The following is a 23,895-nucleotide window of genomic DNA, read 5'->3' on the forward strand; positions in this document are numbered from 1 at the left end:
TTCATCAGCCGGCGGAGCGGCCGGCTTTCGGCAGCGTGACGACGTGCGTGCCGCTGATCCAGTCCTGCGGTGCGCGCCGGTGCCGGTCGGCGAGCATGGCGAGCAGCGCGAGCGCACTCAGCGCCGCGCCGGCCAGGCTGGCCAGTCCGGCATGCGGCAGTTCGCGCAGATGCGGCAGCCGCGCCAGCGGCGGCGTCAGAACCACGCCCCAGACCGCGAGCATGACGGCATAGCGCACGCCGGCCTGCAGCCATGACGGCGGCCGGTCGTCGCCGGCGCGCAATTGCAGGCGCCAGGCGCGCATGCCCAGGGTCTGGCCGCCGTGCGTCCAGAACCAGACGAAGAACACCAGGCCGACAACGAACAGGTAGGCGCGCAGGACGGCCCAGTGGCGCTCCGTGCCGAGCGCATCACGCACCAGCATTTCGGCCAGCAAAGCCGCCATCCACAGACCGACCAGCAGCAGGCTGTCGTAGACCGCGGCGAGCAGGCGGCGCCAGAGCGGAGCGGGCGAGAGGAAGTCGGGCATCGACGGGGTTGAAGACGGGAAAGGCGTCAGCATAGCCGCGGACCGACAAAAGAAAAGCCGCGGCGGGCGCGGCTTCTGGCAAGCGATGGACGTTCTCAGGCTGCGACCGGACGCTGCGCGCCGGCGCCCTTGCCCTGGGTGGGGCCGGCCTGCGGGTCGACGCTGCGGGCCGCGGCCATCAGCAGTTGTCGCGAGTTCTGGCCGTGGTCGGGAAAAGTTCCGCAACCGACGTGCGCTTGCGGGACCAGGCGTTGCGCACCGACCTCGATCGGCATCGTGCAGGCCGACAGCAGCTGGTCGCGCAACAGGATCGGCGCGCCTTCCATCGGGTCGCGCATGCGCAGCAGCGCGAACTCGGCCTTGCCGTAGCGGGCGAGGAAATCCTGCGGGCGCGCCAGCGGCCGGATCCGGTCGGCGATGATCTTCATCGCCAAGCTTTCGTCGCCGCCCTCGGGAAAGCGCAATGCGCCGTAGAACAGGTCGAACTTGGCGCCGCTGCGGCTGCAGCGCTGGATGAATCCGACGGCTTCCTGCTGGAACGACGCGCGGTTGCGCAGCATCGTTTCCGGATCGTGCAGGGCGAGAATGCGGGCGCGCTCCTCCTGCGCCTGCCGCAGGCGCTCTTCGCGCAGGCGGACCTGCTTGCGGGCATCGAGCGCGGCCAGGATCATGATCATCGTCGTCAGCAACACCGTGAAGGCAGCGACCGGCGTCGCCGTCCAGGCCCCGGTGAGACTGTTGGCGGCGCCGCAGATCGAGCCGACCGGAAAGCTGGCTGCAGCCATGCCGGTGTAGTGCATGCCGACGACCGCGAGACCCATGATCAGCGCGGCGCCGAGGCGCGCCGGCATTTGCAGCCTGTCCTTGATCCGGCGCAGGTTGAAGACGATCCACAGCGCCGCGCCGGACGCGGCGACGGCGATCATGACCGATGCAGCGAACAGCAGCGGATTCCAGGCGATGCCGGGACGCATCTGCATCGCGTACATGCCGCTGTAGTGCATGACGCTGATGCCCAGACCCATCAATGCGGCGCCGACGACCACGGCTTTCGGGCCCATCTCACGGCGGCTCGACACGTACAAGGCCAGTGCCGACGCGACGATGGCGGCGGCCAGCGAGCCCAGCGTCAGCGCCAGGTCATAGCCGAGCGAGATCGGCAGCGAGAATGCCTGCATGCCGATGAAGTGCATCGACCAGATGCCGGTGCCCATCGCCATCGCGCCGAGGCCGATCCACAGCCATTGCCGCTCGGGGTTGCGGAAGATGCGATGGGCCAGATCGATCGCCGAGTACGAAGCGAACGCCGCCACCAGATACGACAGCACCACGAGGCCGGTGTCGTACTGGCCTGCGAGATAAATCGGATTCACTCATTCCCCCTGGAATGTCCCTGTTCCGGTCGCAACAAGATTGCTTGAAGCGGCGCGATGTCCGCTTGCCGCTATTCCGCCCGGCGGCTCCGGTTGTCGGAAACCCATTCCGTCGCTGCCGCCGGTCGGCACCCCTGCGCCGCCCGGCCCGTGCGGGCACACGGCACAGTCGCGGGTCATGACTTGCTAAACTCGCGCTCTTTTCCCGATTCCCTGCGTGGTGCCGACCGGTGCCGCGCCCAGCCGGTCCCCGTATCGCCATGTGGTTCAAGAATCTGCAGACCTATCGTCTGGCCGGCGAGTGGACGCTCGCGCCCGGCGCGCTCGAAGAGCGTCTCGCCAAGCATCCCCTGCAGCCTTGCATGGGCCTCAATCCGCAGAGCCGCGGCTGGGTCGCGCCAGCGACCAGCCCGCAACTCGTCTACGCGCAGGGCCGGCAGATGCTGATCGCGCTCGGCGTCGAGCAGAAGCTGCTGCCGTCGGCGGTCGTCAAGCAGACGGTCGACGAGCGCGCCGAGGAGCTGGCGTCCCGACAGGGCTTCAAGCCGGGCCGCAAGCAATTGCGCGACCTCAAGGACCAGGTGATCGCCGAACTGATGCCGCGCGCCTTCGCCAAGCGGCGTAGCACGCGCGCGTGGCTCGATCCGGTGTCGGGCTGGGTCGTCGTCGATGCCGCCTCGCCGGCGCGCGCCGAGGAGCTGCTCGAAGTGCTGCGCGATGCGGTCGAAGGTTTGAGCCTGGAGTTGCCGGAGCTGGCGCAGTCGCCCGGTGCGGCGATGACCGCCTGGCTGGCCGGCGGCAATGCGCCGGGCACATTCGATCTCGATCAGGAATGCGAACTGCGCGGCAACGACCAGACCAAGCCCACCGTTCGCTACTTGCGCCACACGCTCGACGGCGAAGAAGTGCGCAAGCACATCAGCGAGGGCAAGCTGGCGACGCGCCTCGGGCTGCGCTGGAACAATCGCGCCAGCTTCGTGCTGACCGACAAGTTCGAGGTCAAGAAGCTGCGCTTCGAGGACATCGAGAAAGCGCGCGAGGACGCGGCGACGCAAAGCCCGGAAGAGCAGTTCGACGCCGAGTTCGCGCTGATGTCCGGCGAACTGGTGGCGCTGCTCAAGGACCTGGAGCAGGCGCTCGGCGGCGCGCCGGTGCAGGCGGCGGCCTGAGCCCTGCCCTCTGATCGACCGGACCGGACGGCGGCACGGCCCAGCGTCCGGTCCGCGGTTTGAGGGCGACCCTTGGCTCAAGGGCTCAGCCGTTTTCGTTCCGCCCGCGCTTGCTGCTGCTGCTGCGCGCCGGTCGGTTCGCGGCCGCCGGGGCGGCAGCCCTTCTTCAATTTGCGCTGGGCTGCACGCGCATCGGTCCGACGCCTCTGTCCGTCGTTGCGCTGTCGCGCCTTCTCGGGCTTGCGGCGGGCGATGCAGCGGCTGCCGCTTGCTGCGGCGTCCGTGGCGTGGACCGGCGTCGGCATGCCCGGTAACGGCTGCGTTCGGAGAGCCGCGGTCCCCGCCGTCCCTGTGGTGCCCTGCGCTGCCGGCAGCCGCGATGCCGGGGCTGGAACGCACGGCCTGGCAAGGCTGAAGATCCGGCGCCGGAAACGAAAAGCCCCGCACATGGCGGGGCTTGCGCACTTGGCGCTCCTACCCGGATTCGAACCGGGGTTTAAGCCTTGAGAGGGCTCCGTCCTAGGCCTCTAGACGATAGGAGCTTGAAACTGGATTCTCTTTACGCCTTTTGGCGCTGCAAGAGGCCGCGTATTATACGCGCCTCATGAATTGGCTCAAGACCTTGTTTCCGCGCAACAAGAAAATTCCCGCCCCGAAACGGGTGCCGCGCGCGGAACATCCGATATCGCGCTCCCTCCTGCCGCCCGGCACGCTCAAGGTCCTTTATGGACTGAAGGACGCCGGCTACGAGGCCTACGTCGTCGGCGGCGGTGTCCGCGACCTGCTGGCCGGCATGGAGCCCAAGGATTTCGATATCGCCACCAATGCTCGACCGGAGGAGGTGCGGCAGATCTTCCGCTCGTGCCGCCTCGTCGGCCGGCGCTTCGTGATTGCGCACGTGCGCTTCGGGGACGAGATCTCCGAGGTGACGACGTTCCGCGGGCCGATCACCGAAAGCCACGAGCGCGACGAGACCGGCCGCATCCTCGCCGACAACGAATACGGCACGCTGGAGAGCGATGCGTTCCGCCGCGACTTCACCGTCAACGCCCTGTACTACGACATCCGCGATTTCTCGATCGTCGATTTCGCCGGCGGACTCGACGATATCAAGGCGGGTGTGATCCGCCTGATCGGCGATCCGGAATTGCGCTATCGCGAGGACCCGGTGCGCATGCTGCGGGCGGTGCGCATCGCCAACAAGCTGAAGTTCCACATCGAGAAGCGTACGGCGGCGCCGATCCGCAAGCTCGCGCCGCTGCTGCGCGAGATTCCGGCTGCGCGCCTGTTCGACGAGGTCGTCAAGCTGTTGCAGTGCCGCGACGCGGTGGCCAATCTGCGCGGCCTGCGCGAGTACGGCCTGCTGCCGCATCTGCTGCCGCACACCGATGCGGCGATGGAAACGGCGCAGGCCTGTGATTTCATCGAACGCGCACTCGAGAACACCGCCGAGCGGATCGCCGCCGACCAGACCGTCAGTGCGGCGTTCCTCTATGCGGCGCTGCTGTGGCCGGCGGTGCAGGTCCGCACGCAGAAGCTGTGCAATGGCGATGATGCGCACACCAACGTCGCGATCGCCCAGGCATCGGACGAGATCCTCTTCGAGTCCCAACGGCACATCGTGATTCCGAAGCGATTCTCGGTGCCGATGCGCGAAATCTGGGCGCTGCAGCCGCGTTTCGACATGCGGCGTGGCGGGCGCGCGCAGCGTCTGCTGACCCATCCGCGCTTTCGTGCCGCCTACGATTTCCTCTTGCTGCGTGCGCAGTCCGGCGAAGCGTCGCAGGAGCTGGCCGATTGGTGGACACAAGCGCAGACCGGCGGCGGTCTGCCGCCGCTGACGCAGGCTGCGGAGCCCGAGGACGGCGGCGCGCCGCGCAAGCGCCGGCGCCGCGGCGGGCGAGGGCGGCGGCGTCCGGGCGCTCCGCCTGTCGCGGAGTGAAGCGTCGTGCCTACATCGGGCTCGGCGCCAATCTCGGCGACCCGCCGGCGCGGCTGCGCTGGGCCTTGACCCGTCTGCGTGAACTCGGCGAGGTCGTCGCGCATTCGTCCCTGTACCGCAGCGCGCCGATGGGGCCGCGCGAGCAGCCCGAGTTCTGCAATGCGGTGGCGCAGCTCGACACCGCGCTGCAGCCCACCGAGCTGATGCAGGCACTGCTCGCGATCGAACGTGATGCCGGCCGTATCCGCGACATCAAGTGGGGGCCGCGCACGCTCGATCTCGACCTGCTGCACGTCGAGGGATTCGTCCACGACACGCCCGCGCTGCGCCTGCCGCATCCGGGGATTGCCGAGCGCAACTTCGTTCTGGTGCCCTGGGCGGAGATCGCACCGGCGCTCGAAGTGCCGGGTCTCGGCTGTGTCGGCGAGCGCGCCGCGCGGATCGGGAACGAAGGTCTCGCGCTGTGGGATTCCGGCAATTGACCGCGCGTTCGAATGGGCTACACTGCGCCCGCTTCGCACTCGGTCGCCAGGCCGCGGGCGGCGCGCATCGGGTGTCTGCCTTAGTGGGCCGCCCTTTTCACAAAGCCCGTAAACGCCGCGCGTATGTCTTTTTGGGCCGCGCGCGTTTCCCCATCGAAGCCGCGTGCCCGCCTCGACACTGACGACGAGGCGCGACGCCGAGTCTTCCGGGAGCCCTCACATGGAAGTTGCCAAGCCCGTCAACGTCGCCGAGCTGCGCCGCATGCGCGCGGCCGGCGAGAAGATTGCCAGCCTCACCTGCTACGACGCGAGTTTCGCGCTCGTCGAGGACCGAGCCGGAGTCGACGTCATCCTCGTCGGCGACTCGCTCGGCATGGTCATGCAGGGCGGCACGACGACCACGCCGGTCACCGTCGATCATGTCGTCTATCACAGCAAATGCGTCGCCCCGCAGCTCAAGCGCGCGTTCCTGGTCGCCGATCTGCCGTTCCTGTCATACGCCACGCTCGAGCGTGCGCTCGATGCCTCGCAGCGCCTGATGCAGGAGGGCGGGGCCAAGATGGTCAAGCTCGAGGGCGGCCGCGAGCAGGCGGCGATCGTCGAGTATCTCGCTATCCGCGGCGTGCCGGTCTGCGCGCATCTGGGCCTGCAGCCGCAGTTCGTCCACAAGATGGGTGCGTTCAAGGTCCAGGGTCGCGACGACGCCGCGGCCGAGGCGATGTTGCACGACGCCAAGGTGCTGGCCGATGCCGGTGCCGATCTGCTGGTGCTCGAGTGCATTCCGTCCGAGCTCGGCCGTCGCATCACCGAGATCTCGCCGGTTCCCGTGATCGGCATCGGCGCCGGCCCGGCGACCGACGGCCAGATTCTGGTGTTGCAGGACATCCTCAATATTTCGCCGCTGGTCACGCTGGGGCGGCGTCCGCGCTTCGTGAAGAACTATATGGATGGGGCATCGAGCATCGAGGCCGCGATTCGCGCGTACGTCGGCGAGGTCAAGTCCGGCGCCTATCCGGATGCCGAGCACAGCTTCGCCGAGGTTTCCAGGGCCCTGCCAACAACGACCGCTGCGCTGACGTCGCCGTCGGTCGGCGCGACGGACGAGGTCGTGACGAAGGTGCCGCGCGCGTGATGGACACCGTTCACCATATCGATGCGCTGCGCGCGCAATTGCAGGTCTGGCGGCGCGAAGGGGCGCGTATTGCCCTGACGCCGACGATGGGCAATCTGCATGCCGGTCACCTGCGTCTCGTCGAGGCCGCGCGCCGCCGCGCCGACCGCGTCGTCGCCAGCGTCTTCGTCAATCCGCTGCAGTTCGGGCCGAACGAGGATTTCGACCGCTATCCGCGCACACTGGATGCCGATGCCGACAAGCTCGCCGGGGCCGGGTGCGACCTGCTGTTCGCGCCGAGCGTCGCCGAGATGTATCCGCACGGCCGCGACGGCTTCACGGTGATCAGCGTACCGCGCTATGCCGATCTGCTCGAAGGCGCGTTCCGGCCGGGGCATTTCGATGGCGTCGCCACGGTCGTCAACATTCTGCTGACGCTGGTGGCGCCCGATGTCGCGCTGTTCGGCGAAAAGGATTACCAGCAACTGCTGGTCATCCGGCAGATGGCGCGCGATCTGCACATGCCGGTGGAAATCGTCGGCGTGCCGACCGAGCGTGAGGCGGACGGGCTGGCGCTGTCGTCCCGCAACCAGTACCTGCTGCCGGCCGAGCGGGCGCAGGCGGCGATGCTGTATGCCGCCCTGCAGCGCGTCGGCGAGGCCCTGCGCGCCGGCCGGCGCGATTACGCTGCCCTGTGTGCGACCGAGATCGAACGGCTCGGCAACGCAGGATTTCGTCCGCAATATCTGACCGTCCGGCGGCCCGACTTGAGCGAGCCTGATGCAGCCGACCGCGAATTTCGCATCCTTTTGGCGGCTTTTCTGGGCAAAACGCGGCTGATTGACAACATCGGTCTTATAACGGAAACGGTTTGATCATAGAGCGAAATGGGCTAGAATCGCGGCCCAGAGCTTTGTGACCACCATCACAGGCACCGGGCGTATGTCTTTGTGGGCCGCCCGCCTTTATCGAGATCCGCGAGCGCCGGCGTATGTCTTTTTGGGCCGCCGACGCAGCAACAATTCCTGAGGCCCTCCATGCAACTGCAACTGCTGAAATGCAAGCTGCATCGCGCTTGCGTGACGCACGCCGAGTTGGACTACGACGGTTCCTGCGCGATCGATGCCAAGCTCCTCGAACTGGCCAATATCCTCGAGTTCGAGCAGATCCAGATCTACAACATCACGAACGGCGAGCGTTTCACGACTTACGCCATCAAGGCCGAGCCGGGGTCGGGCATCATCTCGGTGAACGGGGCCGCCGCGCACAAGGCCGGCGTCGGTGACCGCGTCATCATCTGCGCGTTCGCGTCGATGGATGCTGCCGCGGCGCGCGTCTACAAGCCGAGCCTGGTCTATCTCGACGAGAAGAACCGCGTCGTCCGCACCGCGAACACGATCCCGGTTCAGCCCGCCGCCAGCGCGTGAAGCGCGCCGAGGCGTGGTTTCCCACGCTGATCTACTGCGAACGCCTGCAGGCGCAAGGCCTGCGGGCGTTCAATGCGGAATTGCTCGACGAGTGCTATCGCATCCGCGAGCACGACGCGGCCGGACGCAAATGGTCGGAGCCGAACTATCCGCTCGGCTACACGAGCTACGGATCGCTCGACCGGCTGCACCAGTTTTCCTCGACCTTCGACACCTTGCGCCGACAGGTCGATGCGCACGTGCGACGTTACTCGAACGCGTTGCAATGGAATCTGCGCGGCGGCCGGCTGCTGATGACCGACTGCTGGATCAACATCATGCCGCGCGGTTGCGCGCATAGCTTTCACATCCACCCGCAGGCCGTGCTCAGCGGTACGTACTACGTGCGGACGCCGCGTGGCAGCAGCGGCCTGAAGTTCGAGGATCCGCGCCTGTCGAAGCTGATGGCGGCGCCGCCGCGCAAGCCCGGCGCGAAGTCGCAACAGCCGCACATCGTCTATCCGGCCAAGGCCGGGCAGCTCATCCTGTTCGAAAGCTGGCTGCGGCACGAGGTGCCGGCGAGTCGCATCGACAGCGAACGCGTCAGCATCAGCTTCAACTACCACTGGCTCTGACCCGCGTTCGGGACCTGGCGCAGGTTTCCCTCGTTTCGGGAGTTTTCGCGGACCCCGCAAGCCGCTAGTCTTGGGCGCAGATGAACGCTCCGACTCCCAAGACTGCAAGTGCGACGCCGGCCTGGCGCGCGCTGGCCACCCACGCCGCCGCGATGCGCGACGTGCGCATTCAAGATCTGTTCGAGCGCGATCCGGCTCGGGCGCAACACTTCGTTTGCGAGGATGTCGGGTTCTATCTCGACTACTCCAAGCAGCGCGCCAATCGCGAGACGCTGGGACTGCTGTTCGGACTGGCGCGTCAGCAGCAGCTCGAAGCCTGGCGCGCGCGACTGTTCGCCGGCGATCACATCAACAGCACCGAGAACCGCGCCGCGCTGCACATGGCGCTGCGTGCGCCGCGCGGTGCTGATTTCCGCGACGCCGGACGCCGCGTCGGCGATGAGGTGCACGCCGTGCTCGATCGCATGCGGCATTTCGCCGAGCGGGTGCGCGATGGCGACTGGCGCGGCGCGACCGGCAAGCGCATCACCGACATCGTCAACATCGGCATCGGCGGTTCGGATCTCGGCCCGCGCCTGGTCTGCCATGCGCTGGGTCCGATGATCGATGGCCCGCGGCCGCACTTCGTCGCCAACGTTGACGGCGCCGAGCTGCACACGGTGCTGTCGCGGCTGCGGCCGGAGACGACCTTGTTCATCGTCGTCAGCAAGACTTTCAACACGCAGGAGACGCTGGCCAACGCGCTGCACGCGCGCGCGTGGCTGGCGTCATCGCTCGACATCGAATCGGTCAGCAAGCATTTCGTGGCGGTCTCGACCAATCGCGAGGCGGTCGAGGCTTTTGGCATCAATGCCGACCACATGTTCGGCTTCTGGGACTGGGTCGGTGGCCGCTATTCGCTGTGGAGTGCCGTGGGCCTGAGCGCGATGCTGGCACTTGGCCCGGCGCGCTTTTCGGAGTTGCTGCGCGGCGCGCACAGCATGGACGTGCATTTCCGGCGCGCGCCGCTCGATCACAACCTGCCGGTGCTGATGGGACTGCTGTCGGTCTGGAACAGCAATTTCCTGGGCACGACCAGCCACGTGCTGGCGCCGTACGCACAGCGCCTGTCGCTGTTCCCATCATGGGCGCAGCAGCTGGAGATGGAGTCGAACGGCAAGCGCGTCACGCGCGACGGCGTTGCCGTCGACTATGCGACGACCCCGGTGCTCTGGGGCAGCATCGGCACCAACGCCCAGCACGCCTATTTCCAGATGTTGCATCAGGGGCCGGCGGTGCATCCCGTCGATTTCATCCTGCCGGTTTTCGTCGATCACCCGTTCCGCGACATGCACCGCAAGCTGATGGCCAACTGCCTGGCGCAGGCTTCGGCGCTGATGCGCGGCAAGAACGCCGACGAGGTGCGCGTCGAGCTGCGAGCCAAGGGCCTCGACGGCGCGGCGCTGGAGGCGGCTGTTCCGCATCGCGTGTTTCCGGGCAACCGGCCGAGCAACACGCTGCTGATGCCGCGGCTGGATCCTTTTCATCTCGGTGCCCTGCTGGCGCTCTACGAGCACCGCACTTTCGTGCAGAGCGTGCTGTGGGGCATCAACGCCTTCGATCAGTGGGGCGTCGAATTCGGCAAGCAGTTGGCGAACCGCATTCTCGACGGGCAGGCGGAGGGTCCGCTCGATCCGTCGACGGAAGAGCTGATGCGCAAGCTGCGCCTCAACGCGAGCTGATCCCCCGTTCACTCAGGTGCGACGGCGGCCGGTTCGGCGGCGATCTCAAGGGGCCGCCGCGGATCGCTGGCGCTCGAGCGCCCATGCGACGTGCTCGCGCACGGTTTCGTCGGGGTCGTCGAGGCGACCCCGCAGGGCGGCGACCACTTCCTCTGCAGCCGGGGCATTGCCGAGTGCGACCGCCAGATTGCGCAGCCAGCGGGCATAGCCGGCACGACGCAAGGCCATGCCCTCGGTGCGGCGCAGCCATTCGGTCTCGTCCCAGGCGAACAGTGCGACGAGCTGTGGCGCATCGAGTCCGTGGCGCGGCGCGAAATCGACTTCGGGACTGCGCTGCGCGTAGCGGTTCCACGGGCAGACCAGCTGGCAATCGTCGCAGCCGAAGATGCGGTTGCCGATCAGCGGCCGCAGGTCCGGCGGGATCGAGCCGTGATGCTCGATCGTCAGGTAGGAGATGCAGCGTCGCGCGTCGAGCCGGTACGGCGCGACGATGGCCTGGGTCGGGCAGATCCGAAGGCAGGCCGTGCAGCGGCCGCAGAGATTGTCGGCTGCCGGCGCTGCGTCGGGCGGCAGTTCGAGGTCGGTGTAGATCTCGCCGAGGAAGAACCATGAACCGGCTGTGCGGCTGAGCACGAGCGTATTCTTGCCGATCCAGCCGAGCCCGGCGTTGCGTGCGTATGCCTTCTCGAGCGCCGGCGCGCTGTCGGCGAGTACGCGATAGCCATGCGGCCCGACTGCGGCCTCGATGCGGCGGCCCAGCTTGAGCAGGCGGCTTCGTACCAGCTTGTGGTAGTCGCGCCCGAGTGCGTAGCGTGAGATGTAGGCCTTGCTCGCATCGCCAAGCACCGCGTCGGCGTCGGCGGCATCGCCTCGATAGTTCATGCGAACCGAGATCACGCTCAGCGTGCCTGGGCGGAGACGCTGTGGATGCTCGCGCAGCGGCAGGTCACGGGCGAGCCACTCCATCTGACCGTGAAAGCCTTCGGCCAGCCAGTCGCGCAGGTGCTGGAGGTCGGCGTCGAGTTCGAGGCGCGCGATGCCGGCGTCGGCGAAGCCGCATTCCTTTGCCCAGGACCGGATGTCGGTCACGAGTCGCTGCGGGTCGGGAGCGGGCATCGGCACGGCGGGCGGCAGGCAGGGAAGAGCGCAATTGTATGCGGGCGGTGCGCGGGCGGCTTCTATACTGTTCGCCATGGACGACATCGCACAGCGGCTCTATACCGCGGCCCAGGCGCGCGAACTGGATCGGCGCGCGATCCAGGATTTCGGGATTCCCGGATACACCCTGATGCAGCGCGCGGCGCGTGCCTGCTGGGTCGCTGCCCGGGAGCGCTGGCCGCATGCGCGATCGCTGGTCGTGGTCTGCGGCAACGGCAACAACGGTGGCGATGGCTATGAGCTTGCACGCCTGGCGCGCGCGGCCGGCTGGAGCGTGCAGCTCTATGCGGTCGGCGGTGAGCCTCGCCAGGGTGACGCGGTTCTGGCTTGCTCGGCCTGGAAAGGTGATGGCGGAACGATCCTGCCGATGCCCAGGCAACTGCCCGCCGGCGAGGTCGTGGCTGATGCGTTGTTCGGAACCGGATTGAGCCGGGCGCTGGACGATGCGTCGAGGGCTGCGATCGCCGCGATCACGCAGGCGCGCACCGCGGGCGCGGGCGTGGTGGCGGTCGACATTCCCTCCGGGCTCGATGCGACGCGCGGCGCGGCCGACTACGGTGCCGTGGTGCAGGCCGATCTGACGGTCACCTTCATCGGCCGCAAGCTGGGCATGCATACCGGGCAGGGTCCGGCCGTCTGCGGGGCGGTGCAATTCGCCGGGCTCGAACTCGGCCCCGAAGTTCATGAAGGCGTGGCGCCAGCCGCGCGCCTGCAGGCCGCGACCGATCTCGAAGCCGTGCTGCCACTGCGTTCTCCGACCGCGCACAAGGGCGACCACGGGCATGTCCTCCTGGTCGGCGGCAATCACGGCATGACAGGGGCGATCCTGCTGGCGGGGCGCGCCGCGCTGCATGCCGGTGCCGGGCTGGTCAGCGTCGCCACGCGCCACGAGCACGCGGCGATGCTGACGGCGGCGCAGCCGGAACTGATGTGCCATGGCGTCGAGGATGTCGACACCTTGCGGCGCCTGATGGCGCGCGCGACGGTCGTGGCGATCGGTCCGGGGCTGGGCACCGATGATTGGGCGCGCCTGCTGTGGGGCGAGGTCATGCGCTTGGACAAGCCGCGTGTGCTCGACGCCGACGCGCTGAATCTGCTGGCGGCCGCGCCGTCGACCGTGCTCGGCGACGCCGTGCTCACGCCGCATCCCGGCGAGGCGGCGCGCCTGCTGGGCACGACGACCGGGGCCGTGCAGTCCGATCGTGCCGCGGCGCTGCACGCCCTGCAGGCGCGCTACGGCGCGGCCGTCGTGCTCAAGGGCGCCGGCACGATGGTCGGCGGTGTTCCGCCGGTCGTCTGCCCGTTCGGCAATCCCGGCATGGCCGTCGGCGGCATGGGTGATGCACTGACCGGCATCATCGCGGCGCTGCGGGCGCAGGGCCTCGCCGCGCCGGCTGCGGCGCAAGCCGGCGTGCTTGCGCACGCGCTGGCCGGGGACGCGGCGGCGTCGGCCGGTGAACGCGGCCTGTTGCCGAGCGATCTGATCGATCGTCTGCGCGCGATCGTCAATCCCGTGCGCCGGGGAACGTCGTGAGAATCGAGCAGGCACTGGTCGATAGCGCTGCGACCGAAGCGCTGGGGGGCGTCTTGGCGCGCGTGCTGGCGGGTGGTGGCGTCCTGTACCTGCGCGGCGATCTCGGCGCCGGCAAGACGACGCTGGCGCGCGGTCTGCTGCGGGCGCTGGGCGTTGCCGGCGCGGTACGCAGTCCGACGTATACCTTGCTGGAGATCTATGAAATCAGCGGACGCCCGCCGGTCCTGCACATGGACCTCTATCGCCTGCAGGATCCCGAAGAACTGGTCGCGATCGGCGTGCGCGATTTTTCGCCGGAGCGCAGCCTCTGGCTCGTCGAATGGCCGGAGCGCGGCGAGGGCTTCCTGCCGGCTCCGAGTCTGTGTATCGACCTGTCCACCGCCGGCCATGGGCGCCGGGCTTGCCTGCAGAGCGATGACGCCGGCTTGATGGCCGAACTGCGCGAGCAGTTGGGCGCGAGTGCTAGCGCAGATTCACACCCTTCATGAAGAATGATCGCTATCTTCATGTTTAGGCGGACTAAAATTTGCGGTTGACGAAAAATTAGGCTACTGTTCCGGCCAAATCCGCGAGGAAGGGATGTATGCGTTGGGGGATCGGACTGGCGCTCCTGTTCGCTGCGCCGCTGCTGCAGGCGGCGGAGCTGAAGGATTTGCGCGTCTGGGACGGCCCGGATTCGACGCGCGTCGTCTTCGATATCAGTGTGGCGAGCCGGCCGACGGTCTTCACGCTCGCCAACCCGGATCGCGTGGTTGTCGATCTGTCCGACCTCGATGCCGCCAGTATCAAGCGTGCTTCGCGGGCGGCCCCCAAAGGCCTCGTCAAGAAAATCCGCAGCGGTCCGCGTGACGGCGGCATTCGCGTCGTGCTCGACGTGGCCGCCGCCGTCGACGCCAAGAGCTTCGAACTGGCGCCGAACGATGAGTACGGCCATCGTGTCGTCATCGATCTCATGCGCAACGACGCGGCTGCATCTGCCGCAGCTGAACCCGTAGCGACTGTGCCGGCGCCGGCGATGCCGTCGCCGCCGGCAAACCCGAGCGGCACGACCCGACTGCAGGACAAGCCGATCGTGGTCGCGATCGACGCGGGACACGGCGGCGAAGATCCCGGCGCGCGTGGCGCTTCAGGCCTTCAGGAGAAAGATGTCTCGCTGGCGATCGCGCGCAAGCTGGCCTTGCTGATCAACACGCAGCCGAACATGCGCGCTGTGCTGACGCGCGACGGAGACTATTACGTGGGCCTGCGCCAGCGCGTCGAGATTGCGCGCAAGCATCAGGCCGACATGTTCGTGTCGATCCACTGCAACGCGTTCACAAAGCGGGAGATGCAGGGCACGGCGGTTTACGTGCTGAGCGATCGCGGCGTCACCAACGAACAGGCGCGCTGGCTTGCGAACAAGGAAAACGCGGCCGATCTGGTCGGCGGCGTCGAATTGCACGGCAAGGACAACGATCTCGCCGCGGTCCTGATCGACCTGTCGCAAAGCGCGACCATGGAAGCCAGCTTCGACGTCGGTTCGCGCATCCTGCGCTCGATGGGGCAGGTCAACAATCTGCAGAAATCGGATGTCCAGCAGGCCGCTTTCGTCGTGCTCAAGGCGCCGGACATTCCGTCCGTGCTGGTCGAGACCGCCTTTATCACCAATCCGCGCGAGGAAAAGCTGTTGGCCAGCGAGGATTATCAGGGCAAGCTGGCGGCCAGCATCTTCACCGGCGTCAAGGGCTATTTCCAGACCTACCGACCGAAGCAACAGCTGGTCGAAGCTTCGCCGCGCTTCACGAAGGTCAGCGCGATTTCAGACAAGAACTAGCGTGCCGAAGCCGAGACGGGGCGGCGGTGCTGGAAAACAAGTTCCGTAGCCCTCAGCTTCGGTGGCAGCTGTCGACGGCTTGTTCCACCCGGCCTTTCATGGATTAAGAAGCAAAAAAAATACCCCCTCAATCGAGGGGGTATCGATAGGCTGCAGTCGCTGAAACGTTTTAGCGATTGCGCTTGTTCTTCGAGAAGTGCTTCGCGAGCCCCGCGATCGGACCGCCCATCGTGCCTTCCGACGAGGAGCCGGGGATGCACGTGCTCGGATTGCCTGAGCAGCCGGACACGGCAAGCGCCGCGTAGTCAATGCCCAGGCCGGCACTGCCGCTGGTACCGCTCGATCCACTGGTGCCGCTGCCTGCAATCGCCGGAAGCGAAGCGCTGGCCACGATCGCCGCGAGGGCCATCTTGATGAGAGTGTGCTTGCGCATTGTGTGCCTCCTTAGTTGAACGCGAAGCCGACGCCAACGGAACCGGCGAACTCGACGTTGCCGCCGTAGCGTTCGCCCAGATTGGTGGCGCCGAGGGTGACGGTCAGCGGGAACGAGCGGAACGGCGCGACCGAAACCGCGGCATTGGTGAAGCGGCCGGTGTACTCGGCCAGTACCGAAATCTGCTGCGTGAAGTAGAACGCCGCCGATCCGAACACGTTGGCGCCGCTCTTGTTCGGTTCGTTATAGAGCTCGTCGCCGATACCGATGTTCAGAATCGTCGCGAACTGGCCGACCGGCAGCATCTTGGTGGCGACCGCGTAGACGCTCGACTTGTTCGCATTCTTGAACGCGTCGCTGCCCCAGCGGCCGGTGCCGTTGACGCCGACGGCGAACGAGGCGAAACCCGGCAGATTGGTATGCAGCTTCAGGCCAACCGAACCCGATTCACCGAAGCTGTCGCCGCTGCCGGTGTCACCGAACAGCGATGAGGAGGCAACCGCCACTTCGAGTGCCGCGTACTTGTCCGGATCGCCGAGGCCGAAGGCGACACCCAGCGAACCGTCGGCGTCCTGATCATTGCAATCACAGGTTTGGCCATAGCCGCCCACACCGAAGGTTCCCCAACGTGCGCCGAAAGCAACCGGGGCCTGCAGGGCCGGTGCGGCGAAACCCTTGAGTTCGCTGGCGGCAGCGCTGGCGGCTTCAGAGCCGCTCTGGGCCCACGCCGGCGTGCTTGCGAGCATCAGGGCGCCCGTAACCAGAACCGTCTTATTCTTCACCTTCATAACCGTGATTCCCCTGTGGTTGGCTCGTACGGCACGCTTTGATGCGTTTGTTGCGCCGCCGCGAAACACTCTAGTGTTTCAGATATCCAAATACAAGGCCTGAATCGGGGGTGGAGCGCAGCGCAGTAAAGCCACAAATCTTCGTTAAGGCAGAGGCTTACGCGGCACTGACCGGATTCATCTTGCATTGCAAGAAAGCCGGACCCCGAACTGTGCTGCGAAGCACAGTTTGCGTTCTTCAGCGGGTCGCGGAAGTGGAGCGTCGCAATTGCCGCACCCTCGGCAGGGTATCGCACGCCCCTTGATAAGCGAGGTCGAAGCCATGCAGGGCGCGCGCCGCGGTCTCGGGATTCTGATCCTCGCGCAGGACGAACGCATCGATGCCGACGCGCGCCATGCCCTGCAGTTGATCGGCGACCACAGCCGAACCGCGTGCGCGAATCTGGCCGTGATAGCCGAGCCGCTCGCGCAGCAGGCGCGCTTGACTATAGGCGCGCCCATCGGCGAACGCGGGGAACAGCAGTTCGATCATCGGGCATGCCAGCAGCGAGTCCGGCAAGGTCGTGATGTCGACCGTATTGGCCAGCCGGACCGCAACCTTCGATCCGCTGGCTGCGAGCGCGTTGGCCTCGTGCTGCCAGCGCTGCAACGAGACTGTGACTGCGACCGGCGACGCCGGCAGCGGTGCGTCGTCAGCAAGTTCCAGATACTCATCCGCGGCCACGCGGCCGTCGAGCAGCAAAATGGTCACGCGCTCACCCCGTCTTCCGCATAGATGCGTGCCTTGAACGGCGCCATGCCGACGCGGCGATAGCACTGCAGGAACGATTCATCTTCCGAGTGCCGTTGCTGCATGTAGACGGCGATGATGCGCTCGACCGCTTCGGCGATGTCGGCGCGACTGATCGCCGGACCGGTGCGGTCGCCGAGGCTGGCGTCATCCTCAGCCGAGCCGCCGAGCGTGACCTGGTACCACTCCTCGCCATGCTTGTCGACGCCGAGGATGCCGATGTGGCCGACGGTGTGGTGGCCGCAACCGTTCATGCAGCCGGACATCTTGATCTTGATGTCGCCGATGTCGTACAGGTAATCGAGCGACTCGAAGCGGTCGGTGATGTCCTGTGCGACGCCGATCGAGCCGGCGTTGGCGAGCGAGCAGTAGTCGAGGCCGGGGCAGCAGATCATATCGGTCAGCAGGCCGATATTCGGGGTCGCCAGATCGTACTGGCGCAGCGCCTGCCAGACGGCGTAGACGTCGCTCTGGCGGACTTCGGCGAGCACGAGGTTCTGATCGTGCGTGGCGCGCGCTTCACCGAAGCTGTAGCGCTCGGCCAGATCGGCGAGGATGTCGAGCTGCTCGGCCGAGGCATCGCCGGGCACGCCGTTACGCGGCTTCAGCGACACGAACACGATCTTGTAGCCGTCGACGCGATGATCTTTGACGTTGCGCTTGGCGAAGGCGGCGAAGGCGCTGTCCTGGCGCAGATGCGCGGCGAAACTCGTGTCGTCCGCAGCGCCCGGCTCGTACGGGTGCTCGTCGAAGTGCGACTTCATGCTCTCGATGTCTTGCGCGTCGAGGCGCAGCTCACTGTCGCGGATCTGCGTCCACTCGGCCTCGACGAGTTCGGTGAACTTCGCCGGCCCCATCTCCTTGACGAGAATCTTGATGCGGGCGCGGTGGATATTGTCGCGGCGGCCCAGGCGGTTGTACACGCGCAGCACCGCTTCGAGGTACGACAGCAGATCGAGTTCCGGCAGGAATTCGCGGATCGGATGGCCGAGCATCGGCATGCGGCCGAGGCCGCCGCCGACGTAGATCGTGTAGCCGAGCTCGCCGGCCGCGTTGCGGACGATGTGCACGCCGATGTCGTGCACCTGCGTTGCGGCGCGGTCGGTCGTGGTCGCCGAGAAGGCGATCTTGAACTTGCGCGGCAGCCAGTTGAACTCGGGGTGGAACGTCGCCCATTGCCGCGTCAGCTCGCAGTACGGGCGCGGGTCGACGAGCTCATCGCGGGCGGCACCGGCGAGATGGTCGGAGGTGATGTTGCGGATGCAGTTGCCGGAGGTCTGGATCGCGTGCATCTGCACGCTGGCCAGATCGGCGAGGATGTCCGGCACGCGCTCGAGCTGCGGCCAGTTGTACTGGATGTTCTGGCGCGTCGTGAAATGGCCAAAACCCTTGTCGTACTCGCGCGCGATGTGCGCCAGCATGCGCAGCTGCCGGCTGGCGAGCAGGCCGTACGGGATCGCCACGCGCAGCATCGGCGCGAAGCGCTGGATGTACAGGCCGTTGCGCAGGCGCAGGGCCCGGAATTCTTCATCCGGGATCTGTCCAGCCAGAAAGCGGCGGGTCTGGTCGCGAAACTGCGCGACGCGTTCGTCGACGAGCTTCTGGTCGTAGGAGTCGTAGCGGTACATGGCGGTGTCCTGCGCGGGACGCGCATTATCCGGGTTCCCATCCGGCTCGGCGGAATTCCGGGCTTGAAGTTATAAGCTCATGCCGAACGGTTATTGGGCATCGGGCAGGGACTTCATCAATTCTTCGGACCTCTTCTGCCGCTGCTCGGCATCGGCGATCGCGCTGATCTCATCGACGACCTCGCGCGTCAGATGCGGGGCAAACAGCTTCAGGAAGTCATACATGTATCCGCGCAGGAACAGTCCGCGCCGGAAGCCGATATGCGTGACGCTGTCTTCGAACAAATGATCGGCCGGCAGGCAGACGAGGTCGCGATCGGTCTTTTCGTCGAACGCCATGCTGGCGATGATGCCGACGCCGAGACCGAGGCGCACGTAGGTCTTGATGACATCGGCGTCGACGGCCGTCAGCACCACGTCCGGCTTCAGGCCGCGCGCCGCGAAGGCCTGGTCGAGCTTCGAGCGGCCGGTGAAGCCGAAGGTGTAGGTGATGATCGGGTGCGCGGCGATGTCCTGCAGCGTCAGCCGCGATTTGCCGGCGAGCGGGTGGTCCGGGCGCACGAGGACCGAACGATTCCAGTGGTAGCAGGGCAGCATCACCAGCGTCTCGAAGTGGTGCATGGCCTCGGTCGCGATCGCGAAATCGGCCTGGCCTTCGGCCGCCATTCTTGCGATCTGCGGCGGCGAGCCCTGGTGCAGGTGCAGGCTGACGCGCGGATAGAGCTGCCGGAACGGCTGGATCACCCGCGGCAGCGCATAGCGCGCCTGCGTGTGCGTGGTGGCGATCGCCAGATCGCCGCGGTCGGCATCGTGGAACTCCTCGGCGACGCGCTTGATGTTCTCGACCTCGGCGAGCAGACGCTGCGTGCAGTCGAGGATGCGCTGGCCGGCCGGCGTGATCTCGGACAGATGCTTGCCGTTGCGCACGAAGATGTCGACGCCGAGTTCGTCCTCGAGCATGCGGATCTGCTTGCTGACGCCGGGTTGCGACGTGAACAGGGCCTCGGACGCGGCCGTGACGTTGAGGCCGCGCTGGGCGACTTCGTGGATGTAATGCAGCTGCCGGAGTTTCATGGCGGCCTCATATTCGTAAACTGAATAAAATTATAGTCTGCTATTCCAGAATCTTCGATAGCTCGCGCGCCCTTAGACCCAAAAAATCAAATGCAAGAACTCGGTTTCATATTGGCGGGACTGGTGGTGGGCACGGCGGTCGGCGCGACCGGCGTTGGCGGCGGCTCGTTGATGACCCCGATCCTGATCCTGTTCTGCGGCATCAAGCCGGCGATCGCCGTCGGCACCGATCTGCTCTACGCGAGTCTCAGCAAGGCATTCGGCGTGGTCCTGCATCGCCGCAACGGCACGGTCAACTGGCGGCTGGTCGGAGTGCTGTCGGCCGGCAGCGTGCCGGCGACGATCGTCACGCTCGTGGTGCTGCGCCAGGTTCCGGCCGGGCCCGGGCTCGACCATCTGATCAAGCTGGTGCTGTCGGCGGCGATCATCGTGACCGCGACTTTCACCCTGCTGCAGGAGCCGCTGTTGCGCTGGATGCAGCGCAGCGGTCTGGCCATGAGCGCGGCGATGCTCGAGCGTCTGCAGGCACCGCTGACGCTGCTCTCCGGTGCGCTGATCGGTACGCTGGTGACAATCTCCTCGGTCGGCGCCGGGGTGATCGGCATGATGCTGCTGCTGTTGCTGTATCCCAAGGAGCGGCCGATCGTGCTGATCGGTTCCGACCTTGCGCATGCGGTTCTGATCACCGGCATCGCCGGCCTGGGGCATGCCGGCATCGGCTCGGTGGACTACCGCATGCTGGGCCTGTTGCTGGTGGGGGCCTTGCCCGGCATCTGGCTCGGCACGCGGCTGGGTTTTCGCCTGCCGCCGCGCCTGCTCAAGCGGCTCGTCGCCGCCTTTCTGATCTTCATCGGCGGCACGATGGCAGCCAAGGCGATCGCCGGCTGAACGCGCCGACACGCTAAGCTTCGCGCATGTCCGCCGATTCCGATGCCTGGCCATACTTTCCTGTTTTCATCCGTCTGCGGGGCGAGCCGGTGCTGCTGGTCGGCGGCGGCGCGGTCGCCGCGCGCAAGCTGCAGGCCTTGCTGCGTGCGCAGGCGCAGGTCGGAATCGTCGCCGCCGAGCTCGAAGCCGAGGTGCGCGCGATCGTCGAGGCGGGGCGGGCCCGCTGGCTGGCGCCGCGCTTCGAGGCCGATCAGGTCGAACGCCAGCGGCTCGTCATTGCCGCAACCGATGATCCGATGCTCAACGCCGCCGTTGCCGAGGCGGCCGAGCGTGCCCATGTGCCGGTCAACGTCGTCGACGACGAGGCGCGCAGCCGCTTCATCGTGCCGGCCGTCGTCGATCGCCGGCCGCTGCTGGTCGCGATCTCCAGCGGCGGCGCGGCGCCGGTGCTGGCGCGGCGCCTGCGCGAGCGCATCGAATCGCTGCTGCCGTCCGGCCTCGGCCGGCTCGCCCGCTATCTGCAGAGCCGGCGTCCCCGCGTGCGCGGCACGGCACACACGCAGAAACGTGCGATCTGGGAGCAGTTCCTGGACGGCGCCGGCGCCGAGGCCGCGCAGCGCGGCGACGAATCCGCCGCCGACGCCGCGCTCGAACGGCTGATCGATGGCGCGCCGGCGGCCGGCGAGGTCTATCTGGTCGGCGCCGGTCCGGGCGATCCCGACCTGCTGACCTTCCGGGCGCTGCGCCTGATGCAGCAGTGCGACATCGTGCTCTACGATCGCCTGGTATCGCCCGGCGTGCTCGACCTCGTGCGGCGCGATGCCGAGCGCCTCTTCGTCGGCAAGTCCCGCAACCGGCATACCGTGCCGCAGGAGGAGATCAACGCCGAGCTGGTCCGTCAGGCACGCGCCGGCCGGCGCGTGCTGCGCCTCAAGGGCGGCGACCCGTTCATCTTCGGACGCGGCGGCGAAGAGATCGAAACGCTGATGGCCGAAGGGATCGCCTTTCAGGTCGTGCCCGGCGTGACGGCCGCCGCCGGCTGCGCGGCCTACGCCGGCATTCCGCTGACGCATCGCGATTACGCGCAGTCCTGCGTATTCGTGACCGGACACGCGCGCAAGGACGGCCGGCTGGATCTGCACTGGGACCAGCTCGCCCGTCGCGGGCAGACCGTGGTGTTCTACATGGGCCTGCAGACGCTGCCGCAGATCTGCGCCGAGCTGCGCGCGCACGGCCTGCCGTCCGACTGGCCGGCCGCGGTGGTGTCCGACGGCACCTCGCCGGCGCAGCGCGTCATCGTCGGCTCGCTCGGCAGTCTGCCGGACGCGGTCGCCGCCACCGAGCTGCACGGGCCGACGCTGTTGATGGTCGGCGAAGTCGTGAAGCTGCGCGAAAAGCTCGACTGGTTCCGCGGCCAGCGCCGCTGACCGATTCGCCCTTGCCCCGGGCCGGCGTCTAGCCGCCGGCGCTGCCGCGCTTGGCTTCGTCGAGATCGCGCGAGCGCAGGCGCTTCTGGATCGCGCGCAGGATGCCGGCGGTGTCGAGGCCGGCCTGCGCCAGCAGCTCTTCGCGCGTACCGTGCTCGACGAACTGGTCCGGCAGGCCGAGGTTCAACACCGGCACCGTGTGATGCTGGGCGACCAGCACTTCGTTGACGCCGGAGCCGGCGCCGCCGAGACGGACGTTGTCCTCGATCGTCACCAGCAGGTCGTTCTCGTTGGCGAGTTCGAGGATCAGCTCGGCATCGAGTGGCTTGACGAAGCGCATGTCGGCGACCACGGCGTCGAGGATCTCGGCCGCTTCGAGTGCCGGTTGCACCATCGCGCCGAACGCCAGGATCGCGACGCGCGGACGGCGGCGGCCGTGCGCCTCGCGCACGATGCGGCCTTTGCCGACGGCGAGCGGCCGGGCCTCGTGCTCGGGGACCAGACCGATGCCATTGCCGCGCGGATAGCGCACGGCGCTGGGCTGCGCCAGCGTCAGGCCGGTCGACAGCATGCGCCGGCACTCGTTCTCGTCCGACGGCGCCATCACCACCAGATTCGGGATGCAGCGCAGGTAGGACAGATCGAAGCTGCCGTGATGCGTGGCGCCGTCGGCGCCGACCAGGCCGCCGCGATCGATCGCGAACAGCACCGGCAGATTCTGGATCGCGACGTCGTGAATCAGCTGGTCGTAGCCGCGCTGCAGGAAGGTCGAGTAGATCGCGCAGACCGGCTTCATGCCCTCGCAGGCGAGGCCGGCGGCGAGCGTCACCGCATGCTGCTCGGCGATGCCGACGTCGAAGTAGCGCGCCGGGAAGCGCTGCGCGAACTGCACCAGGCCCGAGCCTTCGCGCATCGCCGGCGTGATGCCGACGACCAGGCGATCGCGCTCGGCGGCGCGGCACAGCCAGTCGCCGAACACCTGCGTGTAAGTCGGCGCGGACTCGCTCTTCTTGGCCGGGAACGCGCCGGTGACCGGGTCGAACTGGGTGATGCCGTGATACTTGATCGGGTCGGCCTCGGCCGGCTCGAAGCCCTTGCCCTTGACGGTGACGACGTGCAGCAGCTGCGGGCCGCGCGCGTCCTTCAGGCCGTCCAGCGCCTGCATCAGCGCCGGCAGGTCATGGCCGTCGACCGGCCCCGAATAGCGGAAGCCGAAGGTCTCGAACATCGCGCCCGGATGGTCGAGGTGGGCTTCGTTGTGGGCGGCGCGCGGTGCGCGGGCCGCGTGCGGTGCCTTCATGCCGAGCTTCTGCATCAGGCGCGCCGAGTGGTCGCGCAGGGCGCCGACGTTCTCGGAGATCGACATGTCGTTGTCGTTGTAGATCACCAGCATGTCGAGGCCGAGATGACCGGCGTGGTTCAGGGCCTCGAAGGCCATGCCGGCGGTCATGCCGCCGTCGCCGATCACCGCGACCACGCGGCGCGTCTCTTCCTTCAGGCGCGCCGCGGCGGCCATGCCGGCGGCGGCCGAGATCGAAGTCGACGAGTGGCCGACGCCGAAGGTGTCGTACTCGCTTTCGGCGCGCAGGCAGAACGGCGCCAGGCCGCCGAGGCGGCGGATCGTCTCCAGGCGTGCGCGGCGGCCGGTCAGCATCTTGTGCGGATAGGCCTGGTGGCCGACGTCCCAGACGATGCGGTCGTGCGGGGTGTCGAGGCAGTAGTGCAGGGCGAGCGAGAGCTCGACGGTGCCGAGGTTGGCGGCGAAATGGCCGCCGATCCGGCCGAGCGTCTCGATCAGGTAACGCCGCATCTCGACCGCGAGCGCCGGCAGTTCGTCGGCGGGCAGCTGGCGCAGTTCGTCCGGCGTCTGGATGCGCCCGAGCAGGGCGTATCCGGGAATATCGGTCATGAAGTTTCTTATGTGCCCGAGGGCACCCTGTCCTGAAAGCAGTACGGGATTATCGGCCAAGGGGCTGCCCCGAACCAGTGCGTGA

At 67.3% G+C, this 23,895-nt stretch carries 23 protein-coding genes and 1 tRNA gene; 13 read left to right on the forward strand and 11 right to left on the reverse strand.

Going from position 1 to position 23,895, the window contains the following annotated elements; genetic code table 11:
* Nucleotides 1-4 precede the first annotated feature (4 nt).
* Complete coding sequence (locus K343_RS20180; protein ID WP_051277786.1) at nt 5-529, reverse strand: RDD family protein; 525 nt, start codon at nt 527-529, stop codon at nt 5-7.
* A 95-nt stretch (nt 530-624) separates the two neighbouring features.
* Entirely contained in the window at nt 625-1,902 is a 1,278-nt protein-coding gene (locus K343_RS20185; RefSeq protein WP_051277787.1) for an MHYT domain-containing protein, read from the reverse strand.
* 260 nt (nt 1,903-2,162) lie between these two features.
* Between K343_RS20185 and K343_RS20190 the strand changes: the two genes are divergently transcribed.
* Entirely contained in the window at nt 2,163-3,071 is a 909-nt protein-coding gene (locus K343_RS20190; protein ID WP_043111769.1) for a recombination-associated protein RdgC, read from the forward strand.
* Between the two features lie 77 nt (nt 3,072-3,148).
* Here the strand turns inward: K343_RS20190 and K343_RS24290 are convergent, their stop codons facing one another.
* Both K343_RS24290 and K343_RS0100090 read right to left on the reverse strand, forming a co-directional pair.
* Nucleotides 3,149-3,376, reverse strand: coding sequence for a hypothetical protein (locus K343_RS24290; RefSeq protein ID WP_154662404.1), 228 nt, complete (start codon nt 3,374-3,376; stop codon nt 3,149-3,151).
* Nucleotides 3,377-3,537: 161 nt separating this feature from the next.
* Nucleotides 3,538-3,613: transfer RNA gene (locus tag K343_RS0100090), tRNA-Glu, on the reverse strand.
* Between the two features lie 62 nt (nt 3,614-3,675).
* On the opposite strand from K343_RS0100090, the gene pcnB reads away from it, so the two are divergent.
* The 7 genes from pcnB (at nt 3,676) to pgi (ending at nt 10,368) form a co-directional block, all read left to right on the forward strand.
* Nucleotides 3,676-5,013 (forward strand): polynucleotide adenylyltransferase PcnB, encoded by a 1,338-nt coding sequence (gene pcnB, locus K343_RS0100095; protein WP_051277873.1) that lies wholly within the window; start codon nt 3,676-3,678, stop codon nt 5,011-5,013.
* Complete coding sequence (folK, locus tag K343_RS0100100) at nt 5,010-5,495, forward strand: 2-amino-4-hydroxy-6-hydroxymethyldihydropteridine diphosphokinase (RefSeq protein WP_028006344.1); 486 nt, start codon at nt 5,010-5,012, stop codon at nt 5,493-5,495. Before pcnB ends, folK begins: the two co-directional genes overlap by 4 nt.
* 220 nt (nt 5,496-5,715) lie before the next feature.
* Complete coding sequence (gene panB / locus K343_RS20195; RefSeq protein ID WP_043111771.1) at nt 5,716-6,627, forward strand: 3-methyl-2-oxobutanoate hydroxymethyltransferase; 912 nt, start codon at nt 5,716-5,718, stop codon at nt 6,625-6,627.
* Entirely contained in the window at nt 6,627-7,481 is an 855-nt protein-coding gene (gene panC / locus K343_RS0100110) for a pantoate--beta-alanine ligase (protein WP_028006345.1), read from the forward strand. Before panB ends, panC begins: the two co-directional genes overlap by 1 nt.
* A 162-nt stretch (nt 7,482-7,643) precedes the next feature.
* Complete coding sequence (gene panD, locus K343_RS0100115; protein WP_020650375.1) at nt 7,644-8,033, forward strand: aspartate 1-decarboxylase; 390 nt, start codon at nt 7,644-7,646, stop codon at nt 8,031-8,033.
* Nucleotides 8,030-8,647, forward strand: a complete 618-nt coding sequence (locus tag K343_RS0100120) for a TIGR02466 family protein (RefSeq protein ID WP_028006346.1) — start codon at nt 8,030-8,032, stop codon at nt 8,645-8,647. The genes panD and K343_RS0100120 overlap by 4 nt, the downstream gene beginning before the upstream one ends.
* 80 nt (nt 8,648-8,727) lie before the next feature.
* On the forward strand, nt 8,728-10,368 hold the full coding sequence (pgi, locus tag K343_RS0100125; protein WP_028006347.1) for a glucose-6-phosphate isomerase: 1,641 nt from the start codon (nt 8,728-8,730) through the stop codon (nt 10,366-10,368).
* A 45-nt stretch (nt 10,369-10,413) separates the two neighbouring features.
* On the opposite strand, the gene queG is transcribed toward pgi, so the two are convergent.
* Complete coding sequence (gene queG / locus K343_RS0100130) at nt 10,414-11,484, reverse strand: tRNA epoxyqueuosine(34) reductase QueG (RefSeq protein ID WP_028006348.1); 1,071 nt, start codon at nt 11,482-11,484, stop codon at nt 10,414-10,416.
* Nucleotides 11,485-11,560: 76 nt separating this feature from the next.
* Here queG and K343_RS0100135 point away from each other — a divergent pair, with 76 nt between their 5' ends.
* From K343_RS0100135 to K343_RS0100145, 3 genes are all read left to right on the forward strand, one after another.
* On the forward strand, nt 11,561-13,060 hold the full coding sequence (locus tag K343_RS0100135) for a bifunctional ADP-dependent NAD(P)H-hydrate dehydratase/NAD(P)H-hydrate epimerase (RefSeq protein WP_028006349.1): 1,500 nt from the start codon (nt 11,561-11,563) through the stop codon (nt 13,058-13,060).
* Nucleotides 13,057-13,548, forward strand: coding sequence for a tRNA (adenosine(37)-N6)-threonylcarbamoyltransferase complex ATPase subunit type 1 TsaE (tsaE, locus tag K343_RS0100140; RefSeq protein WP_028006350.1), 492 nt, complete (start codon nt 13,057-13,059; stop codon nt 13,546-13,548). The genes K343_RS0100135 and tsaE overlap by 4 nt, the downstream gene beginning before the upstream one ends.
* A gap of 95 nt (nt 13,549-13,643) precedes the next feature.
* Entirely contained in the window at nt 13,644-14,873 is a 1,230-nt protein-coding gene (locus K343_RS0100145; RefSeq protein WP_028006351.1) for an N-acetylmuramoyl-L-alanine amidase, read from the forward strand.
* Nucleotides 14,874-15,042: 169 nt separating this feature from the next.
* Here K343_RS0100145 and K343_RS0100150 read toward each other — a convergent pair whose 3' ends face one another.
* The 5 genes from K343_RS0100150 to cysB all read right to left on the reverse strand — a co-directional run bounded on the left by K343_RS0100150 (nt 15,043) and on the right by cysB (nt 19,586).
* A complete protein-coding gene (locus tag K343_RS0100150) occupies nt 15,043-15,306 on the reverse strand; it encodes a hypothetical protein (protein WP_028006352.1) in 264 nt (87 codons plus the stop codon).
* An 11-nt stretch (nt 15,307-15,317) separates the two neighbouring features.
* Nucleotides 15,318-16,163, reverse strand: coding sequence for a hypothetical protein (locus K343_RS0100155; protein WP_245585081.1), 846 nt, complete (start codon nt 16,161-16,163; stop codon nt 15,318-15,320).
* Between the two features lie 169 nt (nt 16,164-16,332).
* Nucleotides 16,333-16,845, reverse strand: a complete 513-nt coding sequence (locus K343_RS0100160; protein ID WP_028006354.1) for a DUF934 domain-containing protein — start codon at nt 16,843-16,845, stop codon at nt 16,333-16,335.
* Nucleotides 16,842-18,512 (reverse strand): nitrite/sulfite reductase, encoded by a 1,671-nt coding sequence (locus tag K343_RS0100165; RefSeq protein WP_028006355.1) that lies wholly within the window; start codon nt 18,510-18,512, stop codon nt 16,842-16,844. Before K343_RS0100165 ends, K343_RS0100160 begins: the two co-directional genes overlap by 4 nt.
* Nucleotides 18,513-18,602: 90 nt before the next feature.
* Nucleotides 18,603-19,586 (reverse strand): HTH-type transcriptional regulator CysB, encoded by a 984-nt coding sequence (cysB, locus tag K343_RS0100170; protein WP_028006356.1) that lies wholly within the window; start codon nt 19,584-19,586, stop codon nt 18,603-18,605.
* Nucleotides 19,587-19,676: 90 nt separating this feature from the next.
* Between cysB and K343_RS20200 the strand changes: the two genes are divergently transcribed.
* Both K343_RS20200 and cysG read left to right on the forward strand, forming a co-directional pair.
* The gene (locus K343_RS20200) at nt 19,677-20,474 is read left to right on the forward strand and encodes a sulfite exporter TauE/SafE family protein (protein ID WP_043111775.1); all 798 of its coding nucleotides are present in this window, start codon (nt 19,677-19,679) and stop codon (nt 20,472-20,474) included.
* Between the two features lie 26 nt (nt 20,475-20,500).
* Complete coding sequence (gene cysG / locus K343_RS0100180; protein WP_028006357.1) at nt 20,501-21,901, forward strand: siroheme synthase CysG; 1,401 nt, start codon at nt 20,501-20,503, stop codon at nt 21,899-21,901.
* Nucleotides 21,902-21,929: 28 nt separating this feature from the next.
* Here the strand turns inward: cysG and dxs are convergent, their stop codons facing one another.
* Nucleotides 21,930-23,810, reverse strand: coding sequence for a 1-deoxy-D-xylulose-5-phosphate synthase (gene dxs / locus K343_RS0100185; protein ID WP_028006358.1), 1,881 nt, complete (start codon nt 23,808-23,810; stop codon nt 21,930-21,932).
* Nucleotides 23,811-23,895: the final 85 nt, after the last annotated feature.

This window comes from Solimonas flava DSM 18980 (assembly GCF_000426685.1).
Classification (GTDB): domain Bacteria; phylum Pseudomonadota; class Gammaproteobacteria; order Nevskiales; family Nevskiaceae; genus Solimonas; species Solimonas flava.

Coding starts and splice junctions, on each gene's coding strand:
- panB (WP_043111771.1), top strand. CDS start 5,716: ATGGAAGTTGCCAAGCCCGTCAACGTCGCCGAGCTGCGCCGCATGCGC.
- cysG (WP_028006357.1), top strand. CDS start 20,501: ATGTCCGCCGATTCCGATGCCTGGCCATACTTTCCTGTTTTCATCCGT.
- K343_RS20200 (WP_043111775.1), top strand. CDS start 19,677: ATGCAAGAACTCGGTTTCATATTGGCGGGACTGGTGGTGGGCACGGCG.
- K343_RS24290 (WP_154662404.1), bottom strand. CDS start 3,376: ATGCCGACGCCGGTCCACGCCACGGACGCCGCAGCAAGCGGCAGCCGC.
- K343_RS0100165 (WP_028006355.1), bottom strand. CDS start 18,512: ATGTACCGCTACGACTCCTACGACCAGAAGCTCGTCGACGAACGCGTC.
- pcnB (WP_051277873.1), top strand. CDS start 3,676: ATGAATTGGCTCAAGACCTTGTTTCCGCGCAACAAGAAAATTCCCGCC.
- panD (WP_020650375.1), top strand. CDS start 7,644: ATGCAACTGCAACTGCTGAAATGCAAGCTGCATCGCGCTTGCGTGACG.
- queG (WP_028006348.1), bottom strand. CDS start 11,484: ATGCCCGCTCCCGACCCGCAGCGACTCGTGACCGACATCCGGTCCTGG.
- K343_RS20190 (WP_043111769.1), top strand. CDS start 2,163: ATGTGGTTCAAGAATCTGCAGACCTATCGTCTGGCCGGCGAGTGGACG.
- K343_RS0100135 (WP_028006349.1), top strand. CDS start 11,561: ATGGACGACATCGCACAGCGGCTCTATACCGCGGCCCAGGCGCGCGAA.
- K343_RS0100150 (WP_028006352.1), bottom strand. CDS start 15,306: ATGCGCAAGCACACTCTCATCAAGATGGCCCTCGCGGCGATCGTGGCC.
- pgi (WP_028006347.1), top strand. CDS start 8,728: ATGAACGCTCCGACTCCCAAGACTGCAAGTGCGACGCCGGCCTGGCGC.
- K343_RS20180 (WP_051277786.1), bottom strand. CDS start 529: ATGCCCGACTTCCTCTCGCCCGCTCCGCTCTGGCGCCGCCTGCTCGCC.
- K343_RS0100145 (WP_028006351.1), top strand. CDS start 13,644: ATGCGTTGGGGGATCGGACTGGCGCTCCTGTTCGCTGCGCCGCTGCTG.
- cysB (WP_028006356.1), bottom strand. CDS start 19,586: ATGAAACTCCGGCAGCTGCATTACATCCACGAAGTCGCCCAGCGCGGC.
- panC (WP_028006345.1), top strand. CDS start 6,627: ATGGACACCGTTCACCATATCGATGCGCTGCGCGCGCAATTGCAGGTC.
- dxs (WP_028006358.1), bottom strand. CDS start 23,810: ATGACCGATATTCCCGGATACGCCCTGCTCGGGCGCATCCAGACGCCG.